Raw genomic sequence first — 19,296 nt, 5'->3', positions numbered from 1 at the left:
AACGCGGCCCCACTGGACGGAGAACTGGGCACCATGGCAACGACCAAAACCCCCGATATCATCTACACCATCGTCGACGAAGCTCCCGAACTGGCAAGCGCATCGCTTCTGCCGATCATCCGCTCCTTCGCTGGTGCAGCCGGCCTGAGCGTCGAGACCCGCAACATTTCGGTGGCTGCGCGTATTCTCGCCCTGTTCCCCGAATATCTCACCGAAGAGCAGCGCGTCAGCGACGATCTTGCCGAGCTTGGCCAGATCGTGAAAACGCCCGAAGCCAACGTGATCAAGCTTCCCAACGTGTCCGCTTCGATGCCGCAGCTTTCCGCCGCGATCAAAGAACTCCAGTCCAAGGGATACAACATCCCCGACTATCCGACCGACCCCAAGACCGACGAAGAAAAGTCGGTCGCGGCGCGCTATGATGCGGTCAAGGGCTCGGCTGTGAACCCCGTCCTGCGCGAAGGCAACTCGGACCGCCGTTCGGCCAAAGCCGTCAAGGAATACGCCAAGGCGAACCCGCATTCGATGGGCGAATGGACCGCGGACAGCAAGACCACCGTCGCTTCGATGGCGGGCAACGATTTCTATGCCAACGAAAAATCGGCCACCATCACCGCCGCTCAGGCAGGGGCCGCCAAGATCACCTTTACCGATGCTTCGGGCGCTGAAACCGTGCTCAAGGACGGGCTGAAGTATATCGAAGGTGAAATCGTCGATGCGACCTTCCTCTCGGTCAAAGAGCTGCGCAAATTCATCAAGCAGGAAATCGCTTCGATGGAACCGGGCGTTCTCTTCTCGGTGCACCTCAAGGCCACGATGATGAAGGTTTCGGACCCGATCATCTTTGGGCACTTCGTGTCGGTCTATCTCGAAGACTTCATCGCCAAGCACGGTGCGAAGCTCGCGGAACTCGGCTTCAACCCGAACCAGGGTCTTGGCGACCTCGAAGCCAAAATCGCAGGCCATGCCGATCTCGAAGCCGATTACAAGGCCGCCATGGCCGCCCAGCCCGCCATGTATATGGTGAACTCGGACAAGGGCATCACCAACCTGCACGTCTCGTCCGACGTCATTATCGACGCTTCAATGCCTGCCGTGATCCGCGCGGGCGGCATCGGCTGGGGGCCGGACGGCAAGCCTGCTCCGACCAAGTGCTGCATCCCCGACAACTGCTATGCGCCCGTCTATGACGAGACGATCAACTTCTTCAAAGCCAACGGCAAACTGGACGTCACCACCTGTGGCGCGGTTTCGAACGTCGGCCTGATGGCACAAAAGGCCGAAGAATACGGCTCGCACCCCACCACCTTTGAAATGAAGGCCGACGGGATCGTGCGCATCGTTCTCGCCTCGGGCGAAGTGCTCCACGAGCATGCGGTCGAAAAAGGCGACATCTGGCGTTCGGCCACCGTCAAGAAAGAGCCCATCGACGACTGGATCCGTCTTGCCGTCCGCCGCGTCAAGGCCACCGGCCTCGGTGCTTTCTGGCTCGATGCCAACCGTGCACACGATGCCGAGCTGATCAAATACGTGACCCCCGCGCTCAAGGCAGCAGGTCTCGACATTCCGGTCATGGCGCCGCGTGAAGCAACCCGCTGGACCCTCGAGAACATGGTTGCGGGCAAGGACGTCGTCACCATCACGGGCAACGTTCTGCGCGACTATCTCACCGACCTCTTCCCGATCCTCGAGCTTGGCACCTCGGCCAAGATGCTTTCCATCGTCTCGCTGATGCAGGGCGGCGGTCTGTTTGAAACGGGTGCAGGCGGCACGGCCCCCAAGCACGTCCAGCAGGTTCTCGAAGAAAGCCACCTGCGTTGGGACTCGCTCGGTGAATTCTGTGCGCTCGGTGAAAGCTTTGCCTTCCTCGCCGATGTGCGCGGTGTTGCCAAAGCAGGCGTTTACGCCAAGGCCATCGACGAAGCGATCCAGAAGCTGCTCGTCAACGGCAACTCGCCGCAGGGCCGCGTCGGTCAGAACGACAACCGCACCTCGCACTACTGGTTCGCCCGTTACTGGGCCGAAGCCATGGCCGCCCAGACCGAAGACGCAGGCCTTGCCGCGCATTTCGCTCCGATCGCCAAGGCTCTCGTCGATGGCGAAGCAGCGATCATCGCGGAAATCCATGCGTCGGCCGGCAAGCCTGCCGATCTCGGTGGCTACTACCTCCTCGATGCGGCCAAGACCGCCGCTGTGATGCGTCCTTCGGCAACGCTGAACGCGATCATCGGCTGAGCGCAGTCGACTTAGAAACAGGAGAGAGCAGGCTTCGGCCTGCTTTTTTCATTTGTGCCCGCTCAGGCAGGAAAGAGCCACGCCTCGGCATCCCGCGCGATCATCGCCGCCGCGTCGATCAAAGGCGCTCGGAACACCTCGAGCGCCTCCAGACTGTGACGCTGCACCGACGAAGTCACGGAGAGACCGCCGATCACCCGCCCTGCCCCCGTCAGGATCGGCACCGCGATACAGATGATACCCGCCTCGTGCTCCTCTCGGTCATAGGCCACGCCCGCCTTGCGGATCGCGGCCAATTCTGCCCTCAGCGCCTCGGTCCCCATGAGGGTCGAGCGCGTGTGTTGGTAAAAGGCCTGACGCTTGAGCGCCGCGTCAAGCTCGGCTTCGCCGAGGAAAGCCAGCATCGCCTTGCCGACGCCCGTGCAATAGGCGGGGCCGACTTTGCCCGCTTGGGAAAACATCTCGATGGGCCGAAGCGCGTTGCGCTTGTCCACATAGAGCACCTGCCCCTGATCAAGCTGCGCCAGATGCACCGTTTCCCCAACCTTGGCGGCCAGCGCCTCGATCACGGGACGCGCAACGGGGCCGAGAGAGCTTTGTGACCAAGCCGAATGCGCAAGCCGCACCAGCCGAAGGCCGAGCGCATAGGTCTGGCGTTCGGGCGAAAAGGTCAAAAGCCCCTCTTTCACCAAAGACTGCAAAAGCCGATAGAGCGTTGCCTTGGGATAATCCGCCTCGTCTTGCACCTCGACCAAGCGGACGGGCCGCCCTTTGGAGGCGACAAGGTCGAGAACCGACATTGCTTTGCCGACTGTGCCTTCCGACATGGATTCACCTTGACTCTGACGCGGCCCTGAGGCCAAATTCCATTATTCGATAACGTGTTTCATTATTTGAAACAAGAGCAAAGGATCTCGGATGGCTTCCACCGCTACGTTTCACGATCTTGAAGGGGCTTCGGTCTTTATCACGGGCGGAGGCTCGGGTATCGGAGCGGCTTTGACCGAAGGCTTTCTTCGCCAAGGCGCCAAGGTTGCCTTTATCGGCCGCTCGGATGCTTCGGCCTTTGTCGCGCAGATGGAGCAGGAAACAGGGTCCCGCCCGCTCTTTATCCAAGGCGACATCACCGATACCGCCGCGCTTCAGGCTGCGATCGAAAAGGCCAAAGAAGCACACGGCCCGATTTCGGTTCTTGTGAACAACGCCGCCAACGATCTGCGTCACACCACCGCCTCGGTCACGTCGGACCAGTGGGACGATCTCATTGCGGTGAACCTCAAGGCCTATTTCTTTGCGATTCAGGCCGCCGTGCCCCAGATGAAAGAATTGGGCTTCGGCTCGATCATCAACTTCAGCTCGATCAGCTATATGATGGGCAACGCCGAATATCCCGTCTATGTGACCGCCAATTCGGGCATCAACGGCATGACCCGCGGCATGGCGCGTGAATTCGGTCCCGACCGTATCCGCGTCAATGCTCTCGCTCCGGGATGGGTGCTGACGCAAAAGCAGCTTGATAAATGGGCCACGCCAGCGGGACTCGCTGCGCATCTAGCGCGTCAGTGCCTCAAAGATCATCTCGAACCCCAAGACATCGTGGACGGCGTTCTCTTCCTCGCCTCCAAAACCAGCAAGATGATGACAGGTCAGTCCCTTGTGATCGACGGCGGCGTGGTGGTGACAGGATGAGCGCGCCCGATTGGATTGCCGTTGATTGGGGCACCTCGCAACTTCGCGTCTGGCTGATGAGCGACGCGGGCGAAGTGCTGGCCTCTCATACCTCGCCCAAGGGCATGGGGAAACTCACCCCGCCCGAGTATGAACCCACCCTTCTCGAACTCGTCGTGGCGGCCCTGCCCGAAGGCCGCACAACGCCCGTGGTCATATGCGGGATGGCGGGGGCGCGTCAGGGCTGGCAAGAAGCGCCCTATGCCAAAACGCCCTGCGAGCCGCCTTCGGCGCTCACCGCGACCAAGGTTGCGACAAAAGACCCGCGGCTTTCGGTGCATATCCTTCCCGGCGTATCCCAAGACAAACCCGCAGACGTGATGCGCGGCGAGGAAACCCAGATCAAAGGCTTCCTTGCGAGCGAGCCGAAATTCGACGGTGTGATCTGCCTTCCCGGAACACATTGCAAATGGGTGCATATCAGCGCCAATGAAATCGTCAGCTTCCGCACCTTTATGACGGGAGAGGTTTTTGCCGCGCTCAGCGAACACACGGTCATCAGGCATTCGATGGGCGAAGGCTGGAACGCCGAAGTTTTCGAGGAGGCGGTCTCGCGCGCCATCTCGTCGCCCGCAACGGCCCTTGGCGATCTCTTTTCATTGCGGGCGGAAACACTGCTCTACGGACTGGACCAAGCCTCTGTGCGCGCACGGCTCTCGGGACTTTTGATCGGGGCGGAGCTTGCCGCTGCAAAACCCTATTGGCTCGGCCAAGACGTTGTGATCCTTGGGGAAAACAAGCTTGCCGAAGCCTATCTCTCGGCGCTCGGCGCCCAAGGCGCAATGGCCCGCCTCGCCCCTTCGGGTCCGACCACTCTCGCGGGCCTCGCTTCCGCTTATCTTAGCCTCAAGGACACCAAATGACCCGCGAAATCATCGCCATTCTGCGCGGCCTCACCCCCAAGGACTGCATCGAGATCACCGATGCGCTCATCGAAAACGGGATCACCAAGATCGAGGTCCCGCTCAACTCGCCCGATCCCTTCGACAGCATCGCGCGGATGGTCGAGCACGCGGGCAACGCCGCGCTTATCGGTGCGGGCACGGTGCTCACTACGGCTGACGTTGGCCGTCTGGCCGAAATCGGCGCTCAGATGGTCGTCTCGCCCGATGCGAACCCCGACGTGATCCGCGAAACCAAAGCGCGGGGTCTTCTCTCTTATCCCGGCGTTCTGACCCCGACCGAGTGCTTTTCGGCGCTGCGGGCCGGCGCCGACGGGCTCAAGATTTTTCCAGCCTTCAAACTTGGCACCGACGGGCTCAAGGCCATTCGCGCTGTTCTCCCGTCCCAGACCCCGATCTATGCGGTGGGCGGGGTTGGCCCCAGTGATTTTGCCGACTGGCGCACAGCGGGCGCGCAGGGCTTCGGCATCGGAACAAGCCTCTACACTCCTGGTCTGAGCGCGACCGAGGTCGGCAAACGGGCCAAGGCCATGTCGGATGCTTTTGACGCAGCATTCGGCTGAGAGCTGGATTGCTACACCATTAAACCGAAAAATATGAGCGATTTTGCGCCGTATTTACAGAATTGATACAAAAATCCCAATGACATAGGGCATCGGGACCGCTATCCCTTTGCGCGAGTTCATACTAATTGCGTTGGGATAAGGTCATGAAAATTGCAGTTCTCGGTGGTGACGGTTTTTGCGGATGGCCGACCGCGCTTCATCTTTCGAATGCGGGACACGAGATCCATATTCTCGACAACCTGAGCCGCCGCTGGATCGACACCGAGCTTGGGGTCCAGTCGCTCACTCCGATGGACTCGATTCAGGAGCGCTGCCGCATCTGGAAGGAAGTGACGGGCGAGACGCTCCATTTCCACCTTCTGGACATTGCCAAGGACTACCAGCGCCTGCGCCAATGGCTCGACGCCGAGCGGCCCGATGCGATCATCCACTTCGCCGAGCAGCGCGCCGCGCCCTATTCGATGAAGTCGGACATCCACAAGACTTATACCGTGAACAACAATGTCGGCGCGACGCATAACCTTTTGACCGCGATGGTCGAAGCAGGGATCGACGCGCATCTCGTGCATCTTGGAACGATGGGCGTCTACGGCTATTCCACTGTCGGGGCTGCGATCCCCGAAGGCTATCTTGATGTCGAGGTCGAAAAGATCGACGGCGGCAAGGCCGAGCTTGAAATCCTTTATCCCACGCGCCCGGGATCGGTCTATCACATGACCAAATCGCTCGATCAGATCCTGTTCCAATTCTATGCCCAGAACGACGGACTGCGGATCACCGACCTGCATCAGGGCATCGTCTGGGGCACGCATACAGACCAGACCCGCCGCCACGAACAACTTATCAACCGCTTCGACTATGACGGCGATTATGGAACGGTGCTGAACCGCTTCCTCATTCAGGCCGCGATCGACTATCCTTTGACCGTGCATGGCACGGGCGGCCAGACCCGCGCCTTTATCCATATTCAGGACACGGTGCGTTGTATCGAGCTTGCGCTTCAGGACGCGCCCAAATCTGGCGAGCGCGTCAAGATCTTCAACCAGATGACCGAAACGCACCGCGTGCGCGACCTGGCCGAACTGGTGGCGGGACTCACGGGGGCCAAGGTCGCCTATCTTCCCAATCCGCGCAAAGAGGCGGCCGAGAATGACCTTATCGTCAAGAACAACGGCTTCCTTGCCTTGGGATTGAAGCCCACCACCCTTGCCGACGGACTTCTGACCGAAGTGGTCGAGGTCGCCAAGAAATACGCCCACCGCATCGACCGCAAGCGCGTCCCCGCCGTATCGGCATGGACCAAGGACATCGCCAAGCGCGTTGAAATCGATCCCGAGGGCAAGCGCCTTAGATCGGTATCATGAACGGTCTGACCGCAGAGAGAGAGGCGCGGTCGCCCCGCGCCTTTGTCACGCTTGTGACCAATGCCGATTTTGCGCGCGGGGCCAAGGCCTTGGTGCGGTCTTTGACGCTCACAGGTACAAAGGCGGACATCGTTGTCCTACACACAGGCGGCGTCGATGCGGCATCGCTTGCCCCGCTCCGCGATCTTGGGGCGCGGCTCGTTGCGACCGAGCTTCTTCCCACGTCAGAGGCATTCAACGCGGCCCACACCCGCGACAGGCTCCACGCAAACGCGCCCTTTACCAAAGGCACCAAGCCCGCGTTCCATACCCCGCTCGATAATTTCTGCAAACTGCGGCTCTGGCAGCTCGACTATGAGGCTTGCGTCTTTCTCGACGCCGATACGCTGGTGCTTCGGAACATCGACAGGCTGTTCGACTATCCCGAGTTTTGCGCCGCGCCCAATGTTTACGAAAGCCTTGCCGATTTCCATCGGATGAATTCGGGCGTCTTTACCGCGCGTCCCTCGGGCGCGACATTCGACGCCATGCTCGAACGGCTTGATACACCTGATGCCTTTTGGCGGCGCACCGATCAGACCTTTCTCGAAGCTTATTTCCCCGACTGGCACGGGCTTCCTGTGTTTTACAACATGTTGCAATACGTCTGGTTCGCCATGCCCGAGCTTTGGGACTGGAAGGCGATCAAAGTCCTTCATTTCCAATATGAAAAACCGTGGGAAGACCATGCCAAGGCCGAGAGGCTTCGCCCCTTGATCGACCTGTGGCGGGCCTATGAAAGCGGGATCGACATCCCCGATCTTGCGTCACTCAAGGGCCCCAAGGAATGAAAGTCGCAATCACAGGCGCAAGCGGCCTTGTCGGGCGCTTCTTTGTGGATTGGGCTTCGGGTGCGGGTCACGAGGTCCGCATCCTATCGCGCGAGACGGGCTATCGGCTTGGGGATCGCCCCGATCTCGGGGGGATGGATCTTGTCGTCCATTGCGCCTTTGCCCATGTCAAAGGGCGGTATCGGGGCGGCGAAGGCGACGATCCCGAAGGCTTCATCCGCGCCAACCTCGACGGCAGCATTGTGCTCTTCGAAGCGGCGAAAACCTCTGACGTGCCCCGTGTGGTATTCCTGTCCTCGCGGGCGGTTTACGGCGATTATCCCGCAGGGACCGAATTGGCCGAAGATCTGCCCCCCCGCCCCGACACGCTCTACGGGCGGGTCAAACTCCAAGCGGAAGAGGCGCTTTTGACGCTTTCGGACACCCATTTCATCGGTCAGTGCCTTAGGGCTACTGGCGTTTATGGCGCGCTAGGGGCCGACAACAAATGGGCGGGCCTGTTCGAGGATTTCGCAAGCGGCCTTACGCCGCCGCCCCGTGCCGCCACCGAAGTGCACGGCGCCGACCTTGCCCGAACGATCGAGGCTCTCGCGCTTGCTCCTAGCGGGGTCTATAACGTGTCGGACATCACAATTGATACACATGATATCCTTGGACGTGTGGCGGCCCTGACGGGCTGCGCCACACCTCTTCCCGCCCGACAAACGACCCCGGTCAGCGCGATGAACACCGCGCGGCTCGAAGGTTTGGGCTGGAAGAAAGGCGGATGGGAGCGACTGGACGAGACGCTCCCTCTCCTCATCAGGCGTTGAGACGGCGAAGCTCCGCTTCGTCGCGCACAACCGCCGTAAGGGGCAGATTGCTCACCTGCATGATCCCGGGAAGTCGGGTGTCCTTGGACGGTAGGTTCAGAACCTTTTCCTGCATGATCGCGCTGCATGCCTCGATGTCATCAGGAAGATCAGAAGGCTGGACCAACTCGCCGATGGTGATGTTGAACTGCTGTTTGCCCTTGTTGAACATCTCGTAGAACAGGGTGATGTCACGCAGGTTGGTATGCACCTTGTCGAAAAGGTAGAAGAGCCACGAATTGCGCGCCTGCATGTTGATCGGCAGGATCGGCACGTCGAACTTCTTGGCAAAGGAGAACGCACCCGCCATCCACGCCCGCTCGTGAAGCGTGATCCCGCGCCGTTTGGCAATTCGGCCCGATGGGAAAATCACACAGATCTGCCCCTCTTCATAGGTCTTGCGATAGGCCGCCATGGTCTGCCGCACCGTTGCGACCGACCGCTTGTCGGCGCGCCATTCGACGGGAACGATGAACTCCTCGAACTGGGGCAGAACCTTGAGAATGTCGCGGTTCGTGAACACACGAAGATCGCTGCGCACCTGCGAGATCACATAGTCCATAATGATCCCGTCACCGATCCCCGTGGGATGGTTGGCCACAACGAGAACGGGTCCCTCCTTGGGGAGGTTCTCAAGTCCTTTGATCGTGACTTTCTTGGCGAGCTTGTCTTTGAGATCGCCCATCAACTGGTCGATCGGCAAATCCTTGTAGTATTCCCCGACTTCGAGCGTCGGCTCGAACCGCAGGAGTTTCGACAGAAATTCACGCAAAACCCAGATGTGCGGCTTCTTATCAAAGAACCATGGTGCGCGTTCCAATAGAAGCGTTTCAAATCTCTGTCGCACTACAATTTCCTCGTCGAGACATCTTGCGCAGGATTTATCGTATCGCGCGTGAACAAGAAAGCCCTATCAGAGCCAGTCGAAATCGGTTTCCCAGTGGATTGATACACCGATCTGGGGCTTATCATTGCTGAGCAAAGAGCCGATCCCGTTCAGACCCGCCGCATTGGTGGAAAAGAGATCAACCGTAAAGGGAACATCGTCAAAGCTCTTGCGCAGACCGACCGCCCAGACGGGGTCGTCGTTCCGCAGCGGCGTAACTTCGGCAATAGCGGTCAAGCTGTCGCTGAAGTCATAGGACAGTCCAAGACCAAGCCCTGCCCGCAGCTCTTTTGCAAAGGCCGCAAAGCGCGGGTTGAGGGTCACTTCAAGATCGCCGAACCGCTTGGAGGCCGAGCCTTCGGCATAAATCACGCCATTGGTCGGTTTCTGGATGTCACGGCCCGCAAAGACACGGAAGCCGAGGTTGAACGGATGGCCATAGGCCACGTCCATCGCCTGCCACCGCCCCCCGACGAAAAAGCGCGTATCCTCAACCGCTTCACTGCGGAAATTCGATCCCGTGCCGAGCGCGAAATCCTCGAAGGCGAGTTCGAACTGGAAATCGGGGTCGATAGTATGGAAAAGGGCAATCTCTTTTTGTCCTGCCGATCCGTAAGAGAGCCGCGCGCGGAAACGGTCCGAGGCAAGCGTATGGGGCGAGGTCACGGTAAAGCCATCGGCAAAACGCTTTGCCACAGGGGCGTTGCGCTCTGCGGGGCGGAAGGTGACGGCGCTTTCGCCGACCCCTTTGCCGCTCGGGATATAGGTCAGAAGGAAGCCGAAGACGGGATTGACCTTGTCCGGATAAAAGAGCCAGTCATCACCGACGGGCAATGGGCTATAGGCATTGGTCACATAGACGTTGATCGCACTTTGCGGGGTCAATGTGTATTGACCGCCCAAGGTATAGAGATAGGATTTGCCGCCCTGATCCTGTGCGTCGATCCCACCTGCGAGATTGCGTTTGAGGACCTTGGCCGCGCCATAGGCAAAAACGCGGTCCGACACACGATACGCCGCCCCGAGCGAGGCAAAGCCGCGACCGCCGAAGCCCGTTTCGCCCTCGACCGTGGTGCCCGCGTGGGAATAGCCCACCTCGCCCGACACCCAAAGATCGTCCGAAAGCCGATAGGTCACAGGAAGGCTGAGCGTGCCCGAGAAGAACTGCGGCTTGGCCCCCGCGCCCAGAACCGCACCACTGCGGTAATAGTTGAACTCGCCTCCGGCAAAGACCGACGCCGACAGGCGCTCGGTCTCGAGCAGCTGGTATTTGAAATCCAAACCCATCGTCAGTTGGGTGATGTTCTCGCTGCGCGAATGGATCGGCGCGGCAGGCGGATCGTCATAGATCGACGTATTCCAGCCCAATTGCCAATCGCCCTGACCGCGATAGCGCCAGCCACCGAAATAAACCTGACGGCCCGTGCCACCGCCCGACACGCTCGGCGCGGTCTGGGCAGAGCCCACATAGGGCCTGAAGGTGGATTTGGGTTGCAGCTGACCATTCATCATGCCGACAAAGCTCTCGGGGAGGTCGGCAAAGGGATAGCGATCCTCGGCCAGCGCTGCGCCCCCAGTCACAAGAGCCAGAGCACTGAGAGCGGATGTAAGAAAGCGGCGGGCACCCGCTGCATTGGTCTTGGATGAAAACGTCATGGCAATCCCACCTTTAGAATGATGCCCTCCTGCGCCCCTATTGCCCGTTTTTCAAGCAACGAGACCGCAAAAACCCGCATCAAACCCGAACTGTGACTTTTGCGCTGGCTTACTTGCGCTCGGCAGAGAGCCCGAACCCCATAAGCCGCGTTTCGATCGATGAGACAGGGGCCGTGGCCGACGGGAAATGGAGCGTCATCGGAAGACTGCGGATATTGAGGATCGAGCCGTGCCCCGGTCCGCGGCGGATATGATAACGCCCGCTACAAACAAAGCCCTCCTCGCCTTCTTTGGTTGCGCCCTGCATCTCAAGGTCGACAATGCGGCGGCCATCGTAAAAGGTCAGCGTCTTGCCGCAAATCTGCGCGCTCATCGCGGCGGCGAGAACCTCCATAGGCGATACAACGGGCTCGTCCACCGCGCCTGGCACCGAAAACTCGGTCCGGTCCTCCACAGGATCGACCGACACGGTGGCCACGCTCTGGCCCGCGAACCCGATTTCGATGAGGCGGCGATCTCCTTTGGCGCTGATACGGTCCGCGACATAAGCGTCACCGCTACGCTCGGCCTTGAAGGTGCCGTTGAACGCATCAAGCGGCATCCCGTCGGTCACTGCATCCACGGCATTCACCGTGACCGTCATAGAGCCGATCGAGCCGCCGAAACCGCGCAGATCGAAGTCGAGACTTTCCGCACTCAGAGCGGTCGCACAACAGCAGCCGATCAGCAACCCAACCAATTTACCCGAAAAAGTCATGAATACCTGAACGTTCTTAAAATATCTGGCCCTGAGTGCCACAGCGCTTTGCGTTCACCAAGCCCAAATCGCGGCATCGGCGAAAAGTCGAGCATCGCTACCACGCTGCGGCGTCCGATCCGAGATGCCGCGCAGGCTTTGCCCAGTCCAAGGTGCGCCCTCCGATGGTCAAAGGCGCATGGATACGCCGCGCAGGCCCCCAGTCGGTCGCCTCAACCTGCGCTGCAAGGTCGTGCTCCGTCTCGGGCGCAAGATCGACCTGCGGGCCACCGCTGGAGGACATCAGAAGATCCGCCGTTTTCGCAAGCGAGAGGCGCAGCGTGCACCCCCGTCCCGTGGCTTGGCGCAGAGCCAGACCATGCAGCACAGCCGCCGCATCGAGATAGCCGCACCCATGATCGAGCGCCTGAACGGGAAGCGGGACGGGGCGCGTCTTTTGCGCGTGGACCATCCCACGATGCGCAATCCCTGAACTCATCTGCACGAGACTGTCGAAGCCGCGCCGCTTGGCCCAAGGGCCGCTCCAGCCATAGGCACTGTGCGAAACCTCGACCAATCCCGGACGGATCGCATGCATCTCTTCTGAGGACAGCCCGAACCGCGCAAGAGCGTCGGGCCGATAACCATGCACGATCACATCGGCCTGTCGAAGCAGATCGCAAAATCGGGTGCGTCCCTCTTTCGCTCCAAGATCAAGACGCGCAAGTCGCTTGCCGAGCGTAACTTCGGGGATCACAGCGCCTTCGTCCCAGTCAAGCGGATCGATGCGCAGGACATCCGCGCCCAGCCCCGCCAGAAAGCGCGTTGCGATGGGCCCAGCGAGAATCCGCGTGAGATCAAGCACCTTGAGCCCCGAGAGCGTCGCGCCACGCGGGGTCCAGCCCCCGCCCTCTGCGCGAGTGATTTTGTGGAACAGGGGTTCGAGCGCAACGGCCGCGCCTTGCGGATGGGCGCGCCATGCCTCGGTCGAGCGCATTTGCGCGGCAACCCCGCCTTGGGCGATCACAGCCGTTTCAAGAGCCTCTGCGTCCCATTTTGCGACCGCTCGGGCCACGGTGTCACGCGACCTGTGCGGGCCGAGCACCTTGAGCGCGGCGTCGCGGTGGTGGGGGGCATTGGTGTGAAGTCTGATCCAGCCGTTTTCGGTTTCGTAATCCCCCGCGATCGGGTCCCAAAGCGGCGGCAGTTCCCAGCCTTGTGGCCGGATCGTCATGCCGAACCAGAGCGAGGCAAGACGGCGGTCCACCGTGACCCCGTCCCCGCCGAAAAGGCGCGCCGCAGCCCGACCCGCCGCACCGACCGTCACAACCGCAAAGTCGCTGACAGGGAAAGCCGAGGGCAAATCGCCGATGCCGGTCACTGTCAGGACCGTTTCGTCCGAAACGCCGAGAGCCGCTTCGACCCGCTCCAAAATAGCCTGCATCACATACTCCAAGCCGATGAGGCCAGAGTGCTGCACCGCAGAACCAAGATCAAGCCGCTAGATCGATACCCGCTCGAGAAGCCGCGCGCGATCGATTTTGGCCTTGGGCTCGTGCAAAACGACCTCGCCGCGATTGACGGCATAGAACTCGTCGGCAAGACCAAAGGCAAAGTCGAAATACTGTTCGACCAGCACCACCGCAATCTCGCCCTCGTCCCGAAGCTGCGCAATCACGCGGCCGATCTGCTGGATGATATTGGGCTGGATCCCTTCGGTCGGCTCGTCCAGCAGCAACACCCGCGGCCTTGTGATCAACGCCCGCGCAATCGCCAATTGCTGTTGCTGGCCGCCCGAAAGATCCCCGCCGCGCCGATGGAGGAAATCCTTGAGGATCGGAAAGAGGTCGAAGATCCTATCGGGCACCTTGTGCTCCGACTTGGGAAGGCACGCAAACCCGCTTTCGAGGTTTTCCTGCACCGTCATCAACGGGAACACCTCGCGTCCTTGCGGCACATAGGCGATCCCCGCCCGCGCAGCCCCGAAAGCGCTCAGATGATCGAGCGGTTTGCCATCGAGCGTGATCGTGCCCCCCGCATAGGGGTGACGCCCTGCAATCGCCTTGAGCAGCGAGGTTTTGCCCACCCCGTTGGTGCCCATCACCGCCGTCACCTGACCGGGCTTGGCCGTCATGGAAATGCCGTTGAGAATTTGGCTCTGGCCGTATTTGAGAGTGAGGTCTTTTATTTCCAGCATCTTAGCGCCCCAAATAGACGTCGATCACGTCCTGGTTCTTGGTCACATGGTCAAGCGAGCCTTCGGCAAGGACCGAGCCTTCGTGAAGGACTGTGACCTTGCAATTGAGGCGGCGCACGAATTCCATGTCATGTTCCACCACGATCACCGCCCGCGTTCGGGCCGCCCGCACCAGAAGATCGGTGGTCTGCTCGCGCTCGGCGGGGGTCATCCCTGCGGCAGGTTCATCGACCAACAGCAGCCGCGGGTCCTGTGCAAGAAGCATCCCGATTTCGAGCCATTGCTTTTGCCCGTGCGAAAGCTCCCCCGAGGGGCGGTCGAGGTGATCGAAGAGTCCGATTTCCTGCGCAAGCTCTTCGATCCGCGCGGCATCCTGTGCCGAACGGCGATAGAACAGCACGGCAAAGGGGCCACGATCCCCCTTTAGGGCCATCGCAAGGTTCTCGCGCACGCTTTGCGCCTCGAAGACGGTGGGTTTCTGGAACTTGCGGCCGATGCCCGCGCGGGCAATCTGGCTCTCGCTCATCCCGAGGAGGTTTTCGGACCGCTCGCCCCACAAAACGCGCCCTTCGTCGGGTTTGGTTTTGCCGGTGATGATGTCCATAAAGGTCGTCTTGCCCGCCCCGTTCGGACCGATCACGGCGCGCAGCTCGGGCTGGCCGATCTGGAGCGAGAGGTTGTTGATCGCGCGAAATCCGTCGAAGGTCACCGAGATGCCCGAAACTTCCAACAAAGTGCTCATGGCTGACCCTCCTCTTGACGCCATGCGCCGTCATCGGGGCCGAAATCCCCCTGCCTGTTGATCGCGACATAATCGAAGAGACCGCCGATCCCTTTGGGGAAGAAAAGCGTGACCGCGACAAAGGAGAGCCCAAGCAGCACCAGCCACCAATCGGTCCATTTGATCACGTAAAATCCGAGATTGATGTCGGGGGCGCTCCCGCCTGTGAACCACGACGACAGGAGCGAGACAAAGGCCGCACCGATGACAGCGCCGTAAAGCCGTCCGCGCCCGCCGATGGCGACCCAAACCGCGAGATAGATCGAGGCGATAGGAGCGATTTCGGCGGGGTTGATGATGCCTGCCTGCGGGTAATAGAGAGCGCCCGCGACACCGGCGACCATCGCAGTTACCGTAAAGACAAAGAGCTTATAGGTTTCAACGTGATAGCCAAGGAACCTCACGCGGGATTCGTCGTCGCGGATGGCACGGATCACGCTGCCCATCCTGCCCGAGGTAATGAAGGCGAAGAACACATACCCGAGACCGAGCGCCAGCGCCGAAGCCCAGAAGAACCAGACCGAGAGGACATCCTGTCCGATGTGGGCAAGGCCGGGAATATTCTGGAGCCCCGAAAGGCCGTTGTTCCCGCGCAACCCGCTGTCGTTCTGAAAGAGATAAAGCGAAAGCGCGAGGGTCATCGCTTGGGTCAGGATCGAGAGGTAAACCCCCGTCACGCGGCTTCGGAAGGCAAGCCAGCCGAAGACCAGCGCCAAGAGCCCCGGAACGATCAGGATGGCGAGAAGCTGAAGCCCGAGGCTATCGGCAAAGGACCAGATCAGCGGGAATTCGGACGAGCCGACAACCCCGAAGATCTGGGTGCCGATGGCGTCGGAAAGCTCCTGCGGCGTGGCGGGGAGCGCACCTTGGGTGAGCGAGCCTGCGACGATCTCCTCGGTGCGGGCATACATCAGCCACATGCCGATGGCATAGCCGCCGATCCCGAAGAAGGCGAAATGCCCAAGGCTGAGGATACCGCAGTAGCCCCAAACCACATCCATCGCGATGGCGATGAGACACAGACACAGGGTCTTGCCCAGAGTTTTGACAAAAGAGGTCGAGATGAGCCCTGCCCCCGTCGATTCGGAGAGCACGGTCACGCCAAGCGTAAAGACCGCAAGCGCCAGAAGGAACCAGAGCGTCGAGGGGTTGCGGGTGAGGAACTTTGTCAACATCGGTTCAGTTCCCTGCTGCGCGGCCCTTGAGTGCGACGATGCCGCGGGGCCGGAATTGGATGAAGATGATGATGAAGAGGATCATATAGGTCTGGGCCGCCAGCGTGTTCGACGGGTTGAACCATTCGATCCCCTTTTGCAGGAAGCCGATCAGAGAGGCGCCTGCCAGCGTGCCCCAGACGTTGCCGACACCGCCGACAACCACGGTCATAAAGGACTGGACGATATAGTCCGCGCCCATTTCCGAAGTGACCTTGGCATAAAGACCGATGGCGACGCCTGCGATCCCTGCGATCCCCGACCCAAGGCCGAAGGTGAGCATGTTGATCCGATCGGGATTGATCCCCATCGAAGCCGCCATCCCCGGATTCTGGGTTACGGCGCGCACTTCAAGACCGAGACGCGTGCGCTTGAGGATATAAAGGATCAGGCCGAGGAAGAGCACAGCAAGGACGAAAATCGCGATGCGGATATAGCTGATCGAGACCACATCATTGAACACCAAAGCCCCGTCAAGCCACGAAGGCGACGTCAGGGGACGGGCTTGGGTGCCGAAAATGTTCTTGGCAAGCTGTTGCAAAGCCACGGAAATCCCGAAGGTCGCAAGAAGCGTCTCGAGCGGGCGGTGATAGAGGTGACGGATCACCAGACGCTCCATCGTCACGCCCGCCGCAAAGGTGATGGCAAAGGCCACAGGGAGCGCGACGAGGATCGAAATGGTATAATCGGGGATCACCTGCTGGATCACATAGCCCGTATAGGCGCCCATCATAATGAACTCGCCATGGGCCATATTGATCACGCCCATCACGCCAAAGGTGATGGCAAGACCGATGGCCGCAAGGAAATAGATCGAGGCAAGCGACAGACCGTCAAGCGTCAGGTCTGCCATCTGCATCAGCCCCACGCGGGTTTCGATCCCGTTCAGCGCATCAAGCGCAGCGGCCGTCACTTCGGCATCAGGCTCGGCGTATTGGGTATAAAAGACATGCGAGGCGATGGCCGCATCACGCACCTCGTCGGTGACAAAGGGCGGCACAAGACCGACTTCGGCCAAAGCGGAGTATGCCTTGATCCTTGCCTCTTCGGTATCGAGCTGGTGCACCGGAATGCCCGCCACTTGGCCCTCGACGATATTGGCAACAAGGGCCGCCTTGAGCGCCTCGGGCGTGATGCGCGGCTGCGCCAGACCTGCGGCGGCAAGCTCGGCATAGGCGGTTTCGGCGTCCATGTCCTTTGAAACACGGCGGATCGCGGCGATATTGCCTTCGGGCGCGGTGGCCGCAACGCCATCGGTGGACACCAGAAGCTGGTTGAAGACGGCACGCACATCCACGCTCACGTCTTGCGACAGCCGCTCGATTGCGGTGATCCGCATTTCGGTGTCATCGCCAAAGCGTGCGGTGACAATGTCGAGAAGGCGCGTTTTGCGGGCAAGGATCGCGGTATCCGTTTCGCCTTCGATCGAGGCGGCAAGCGGCGCGAGTTGCTCTGCACTGGGGTCGCGCGCGATCGAGTCGAGCGCCGCCGTGCGCGTCGATGGATCGGGGTCGGACAGTTGGAACTGGACGAGTGCGCTCCCTAGGACGCCGCGCACGCCTGCATTGGGTTTGAGCTGTTCAAGGTCGCGCTTGTCGGCGGTGCCGACCTCTTGGCCCGTTTCGATGTCGACGAGCGTGAGCGGGTCCGTTCCCGCCACATAGTAGAAAAGCCCGTCCGTTTTGCTTTGGTAAACATCTTTGTTCTGCCAGCGCAGAAGAAACTCGGGCGCGGCCTCGAGCCCGCTTTGGGCGAGATCCTGCACCACCACTTCGACGGATCGACGCGAGGGCTTGGCGACCTCGTCTGCGTGGGTTTGGAGAAGGGACTGAAGATCTTGCGCTGCGGCCGAAAGAGCACCGAGGCTCAGGGCACAAGCGATCATAAGGGCGCGGAACATGAGCGCTCTCCTTGGGGGCGGCAGGGCCGCGAGGGGGTATTACGAAGAGGAAGAGACAGGCAGGGAGCGACGCACGCCCCCTGCCCTTTGGGGTCTTAGTAGTTCGAGGTCAGCTGAACACAGGTCTGGGTTTCGGTGTTGTACATACCGCAGCCAAGGTCCTTCCAATCCGAGATCAGAACAGCGCTCTCGGGGAGGTAGTCGGTCCAAGCGTCACCCGCCACTTCTGCGGTCTGCGAGATGATGTCGAACTGGCCGTCTGCGCGGATTTCACCGATCAGAACAGGCTTGGAGAGGTGGTGGTTCACGTTCATCACAGCAGTGCCGCCCGTGAGGTTCGGGAACTCTTGACCATACATCGCGGTGCGAACGGCATCGACATCGGTGGTGCCTGCTGCGGTCACAGCGTTCGCCCACATGTTGAAGCCGATGTAATGCGCTTCCATCGGGTCGTTGGTCACGCGGGCTTCATCACCGATGAACTCGTGCCAAGCCGAGATAAAGGCCTCGTTCTCGGGGGTTTCTGCCGACATGAAGTAGTTCCAAGCGGCAAGGTGACCGACGAGGTTCGAGGTATCGAGACCCGAAAGCTCTTCTTCACCGACCGAGAAGGCCACCACGGGGATGTCTTCGGCCGAAACGCCTTGGGCGGCGAGTTCTTTGTAGAAGCCGATGTTGGCGTCGCCGTTGATGGTCGAGATCACGCCGACCGATTTACCATCCGCGCCAAGCGCCTTGACGTCCGACACAATGGTCGCCCAGTCCGAGTGGCCAAAGGGCGTGTAGTTCACAAAGATGTCTTCGGCGGCAATGCCTTTGGACTGCAGGTAGCTTTCCAGAATGTTGTTCGTGGTGCGCGGATAGACATAGTCGGTGCCAAGCAGCGCAAACTTTTCAACGCCGAGTTCTTCGAGGAAGTAATCGACCGCAGGGATAGCCTGCTGGTTCGGGGCAGCGCCGGTGTAGAAGACGTTCTTGGACGATTCCTCGCCCTCGTACTGGACGGGATAGAACAGAAGTCCGTTGAGTTCCTCGATCACGGGAAGAACCGATTTACGCGATACCGAAGTCCAGTTTCCGAACATCACGTCCACTTCGTGCACGGTGAGCAGCTCGCGGGCTTTTTCCGCAAAGAGCGGCCAGTCGGATGCGGGATCGACAACTACGGCTTCAAGCTCGCAACCGAGGAGGCCGCCCTTGGCGTTCTGTTGCTCGACGAGCATGAGCATCGTGTCTTTGAGAGTGGTTTCGGAAATCGCCATCGTCCCCGAAAGCGAATGCAGCACGCCAACCTTGATCGGACAATCTTGCGCCATGGCCGAGCCGGCGCCCGCGATAATGGCAGCAGTCGAAAGAGCAGAAAGAGAAAGTTTCTTGAACATGTGTTCCCCGTTTTCCGCTACGCAACGTCACAGGTCCAACGAACGCTATGCAACATTCGGTCGGATGC

General features: G+C 60.4%; 17 protein-coding genes. 7 read left to right on the top strand and 10 right to left on the bottom strand.

Going from position 1 to position 19,296, the window contains the following annotated elements; all coding sequences use genetic code 11:
* Nucleotides 1-33 precede the first annotated feature (33 nt).
* Nucleotides 34-2,235 (top strand): NADP-dependent isocitrate dehydrogenase, encoded by a 2,202-nt coding sequence (locus QQG91_RS05730; protein WP_285772011.1) that lies wholly within the window; start codon nucleotides 34-36, stop codon nucleotides 2,233-2,235.
* Nucleotides 2,236-2,297: 62 nt separating this feature from the next.
* On the opposite strand, the gene QQG91_RS05725 is transcribed toward QQG91_RS05730, so the two are convergent.
* Entirely contained in the window at nucleotides 2,298-3,062 is a 765-nt protein-coding gene (locus tag QQG91_RS05725; RefSeq protein WP_285772010.1) for an IclR family transcriptional regulator, read from the bottom strand.
* A gap of 91 nt (nucleotides 3,063-3,153) precedes the next feature.
* On the opposite strand from QQG91_RS05725, the gene QQG91_RS05720 reads away from it, so the two are divergent.
* From QQG91_RS05720 to QQG91_RS05695, 6 genes are all read left to right on the top strand, one after another.
* Nucleotides 3,154-3,924, top strand: a complete 771-nt coding sequence (locus QQG91_RS05720; protein WP_285772009.1) for an SDR family NAD(P)-dependent oxidoreductase — start codon at nucleotides 3,154-3,156, stop codon at nucleotides 3,922-3,924.
* Nucleotides 3,921-4,826 (top strand): 2-dehydro-3-deoxygalactonokinase, encoded by a 906-nt coding sequence (locus tag QQG91_RS05715; protein ID WP_285772008.1) that lies wholly within the window; start codon nucleotides 3,921-3,923, stop codon nucleotides 4,824-4,826. The genes QQG91_RS05720 and QQG91_RS05715 overlap by 4 nt, the downstream gene beginning before the upstream one ends.
* Nucleotides 4,823-5,428 (top strand): 2-dehydro-3-deoxy-6-phosphogalactonate aldolase, encoded by a 606-nt coding sequence (locus QQG91_RS05710; protein WP_285772007.1) that lies wholly within the window; start codon nucleotides 4,823-4,825, stop codon nucleotides 5,426-5,428. The genes QQG91_RS05715 and QQG91_RS05710 overlap by 4 nt, the downstream gene beginning before the upstream one ends.
* Before the next feature lie 146 nt (nucleotides 5,429-5,574).
* Complete coding sequence (locus QQG91_RS05705; RefSeq protein WP_285772006.1) at nucleotides 5,575-6,795, top strand: NAD-dependent epimerase/dehydratase family protein; 1,221 nt, start codon at nucleotides 5,575-5,577, stop codon at nucleotides 6,793-6,795.
* Nucleotides 6,792-7,625, top strand: coding sequence for a glycosyltransferase (locus QQG91_RS05700; protein ID WP_285772005.1), 834 nt, complete (start codon nucleotides 6,792-6,794; stop codon nucleotides 7,623-7,625). The genes QQG91_RS05705 and QQG91_RS05700 overlap by 4 nt, the downstream gene beginning before the upstream one ends.
* Nucleotides 7,622-8,437 carry an NAD-dependent epimerase/dehydratase family protein gene (locus QQG91_RS05695; protein WP_285772004.1) on the top strand — a complete coding sequence of 272 codons (816 nt, stop codon included), beginning with the start codon at nucleotides 7,622-7,624 and terminating at the stop codon, nucleotides 8,435-8,437. The genes QQG91_RS05700 and QQG91_RS05695 overlap by 4 nt, the downstream gene beginning before the upstream one ends.
* Here QQG91_RS05695 and QQG91_RS05690 read toward each other — a convergent pair.
* The 9 genes from QQG91_RS05690 to urtA all read right to left on the bottom strand — a co-directional run bounded on the left by QQG91_RS05690 (nucleotide 8,427) and on the right by urtA (nucleotide 19,228).
* The gene (locus tag QQG91_RS05690) at nucleotides 8,427-9,323 is read right to left on the bottom strand and encodes a 1-acyl-sn-glycerol-3-phosphate acyltransferase (RefSeq protein ID WP_285772003.1); all 897 of its coding nucleotides are present in this window, start codon (nucleotides 9,321-9,323) and stop codon (nucleotides 8,427-8,429) included. The genes QQG91_RS05695 and QQG91_RS05690 overlap by 11 nt on opposite strands.
* A 66-nt stretch (nucleotides 9,324-9,389) precedes the next feature.
* Complete coding sequence (locus QQG91_RS05685) at nucleotides 9,390-11,018, bottom strand: hypothetical protein (protein WP_285772002.1); 1,629 nt, start codon at nucleotides 11,016-11,018, stop codon at nucleotides 9,390-9,392.
* A 109-nt stretch (nucleotides 11,019-11,127) separates the two neighbouring features.
* Nucleotides 11,128-11,775 carry a hypothetical protein gene (locus tag QQG91_RS05680; RefSeq protein WP_285772001.1) on the bottom strand — a complete coding sequence of 216 codons (648 nt, stop codon included), beginning with the start codon at nucleotides 11,773-11,775 and terminating at the stop codon, nucleotides 11,128-11,130.
* 97 nt (nucleotides 11,776-11,872) lie between these two features.
* A complete protein-coding gene (locus QQG91_RS05675; protein WP_285772000.1) occupies nucleotides 11,873-13,198 on the bottom strand; it encodes a CoA transferase in 1,326 nt (441 codons plus the stop codon).
* Between the two features lie 57 nt (nucleotides 13,199-13,255).
* The gene (gene urtE / locus QQG91_RS05670) at nucleotides 13,256-13,951 is read right to left on the bottom strand and encodes an urea ABC transporter ATP-binding subunit UrtE (RefSeq protein WP_285771999.1); all 696 of its coding nucleotides are present in this window, start codon (nucleotides 13,949-13,951) and stop codon (nucleotides 13,256-13,258) included.
* Nucleotide 13,952: 1 nt separating this feature from the next.
* Nucleotides 13,953-14,693, bottom strand: a complete 741-nt coding sequence (gene urtD, locus QQG91_RS05665) for an urea ABC transporter ATP-binding protein UrtD (protein ID WP_285771998.1) — start codon at nucleotides 14,691-14,693, stop codon at nucleotides 13,953-13,955.
* Nucleotides 14,690-15,907: an urea ABC transporter permease subunit UrtC gene (urtC, locus tag QQG91_RS05660; protein WP_285771997.1), complete on the bottom strand. Its 1,218-nt coding sequence runs from the start codon at nucleotides 15,905-15,907 to the stop codon at nucleotides 14,690-14,692. The genes urtD and urtC overlap by 4 nt, the downstream gene beginning before the upstream one ends.
* A gap of 4 nt (nucleotides 15,908-15,911) precedes the next feature.
* Nucleotides 15,912-17,846, bottom strand: coding sequence for an urea ABC transporter permease subunit UrtB (urtB, locus tag QQG91_RS05655; RefSeq protein WP_285771996.1), 1,935 nt, complete (start codon nucleotides 17,844-17,846; stop codon nucleotides 15,912-15,914).
* A gap of 95 nt (nucleotides 17,847-17,941) precedes the next feature.
* On the bottom strand, nucleotides 17,942-19,228 hold the full coding sequence (gene urtA / locus QQG91_RS05650; protein ID WP_285771995.1) for an urea ABC transporter substrate-binding protein: 1,287 nt from the start codon (nucleotides 19,226-19,228) through the stop codon (nucleotides 17,942-17,944).
* Between the last annotated feature and the right edge of the window lie 68 nt (nucleotides 19,229-19,296).

This window comes from Marivivens sp. LCG002 (assembly GCF_030264275.1).
GTDB lineage: Bacteria > Pseudomonadota > Alphaproteobacteria > Rhodobacterales > Rhodobacteraceae > Marivivens.
Note: the sequence above shows the minus strand (reverse complement) of the source record. Positions and strands in the feature narration are given on the sequence as shown.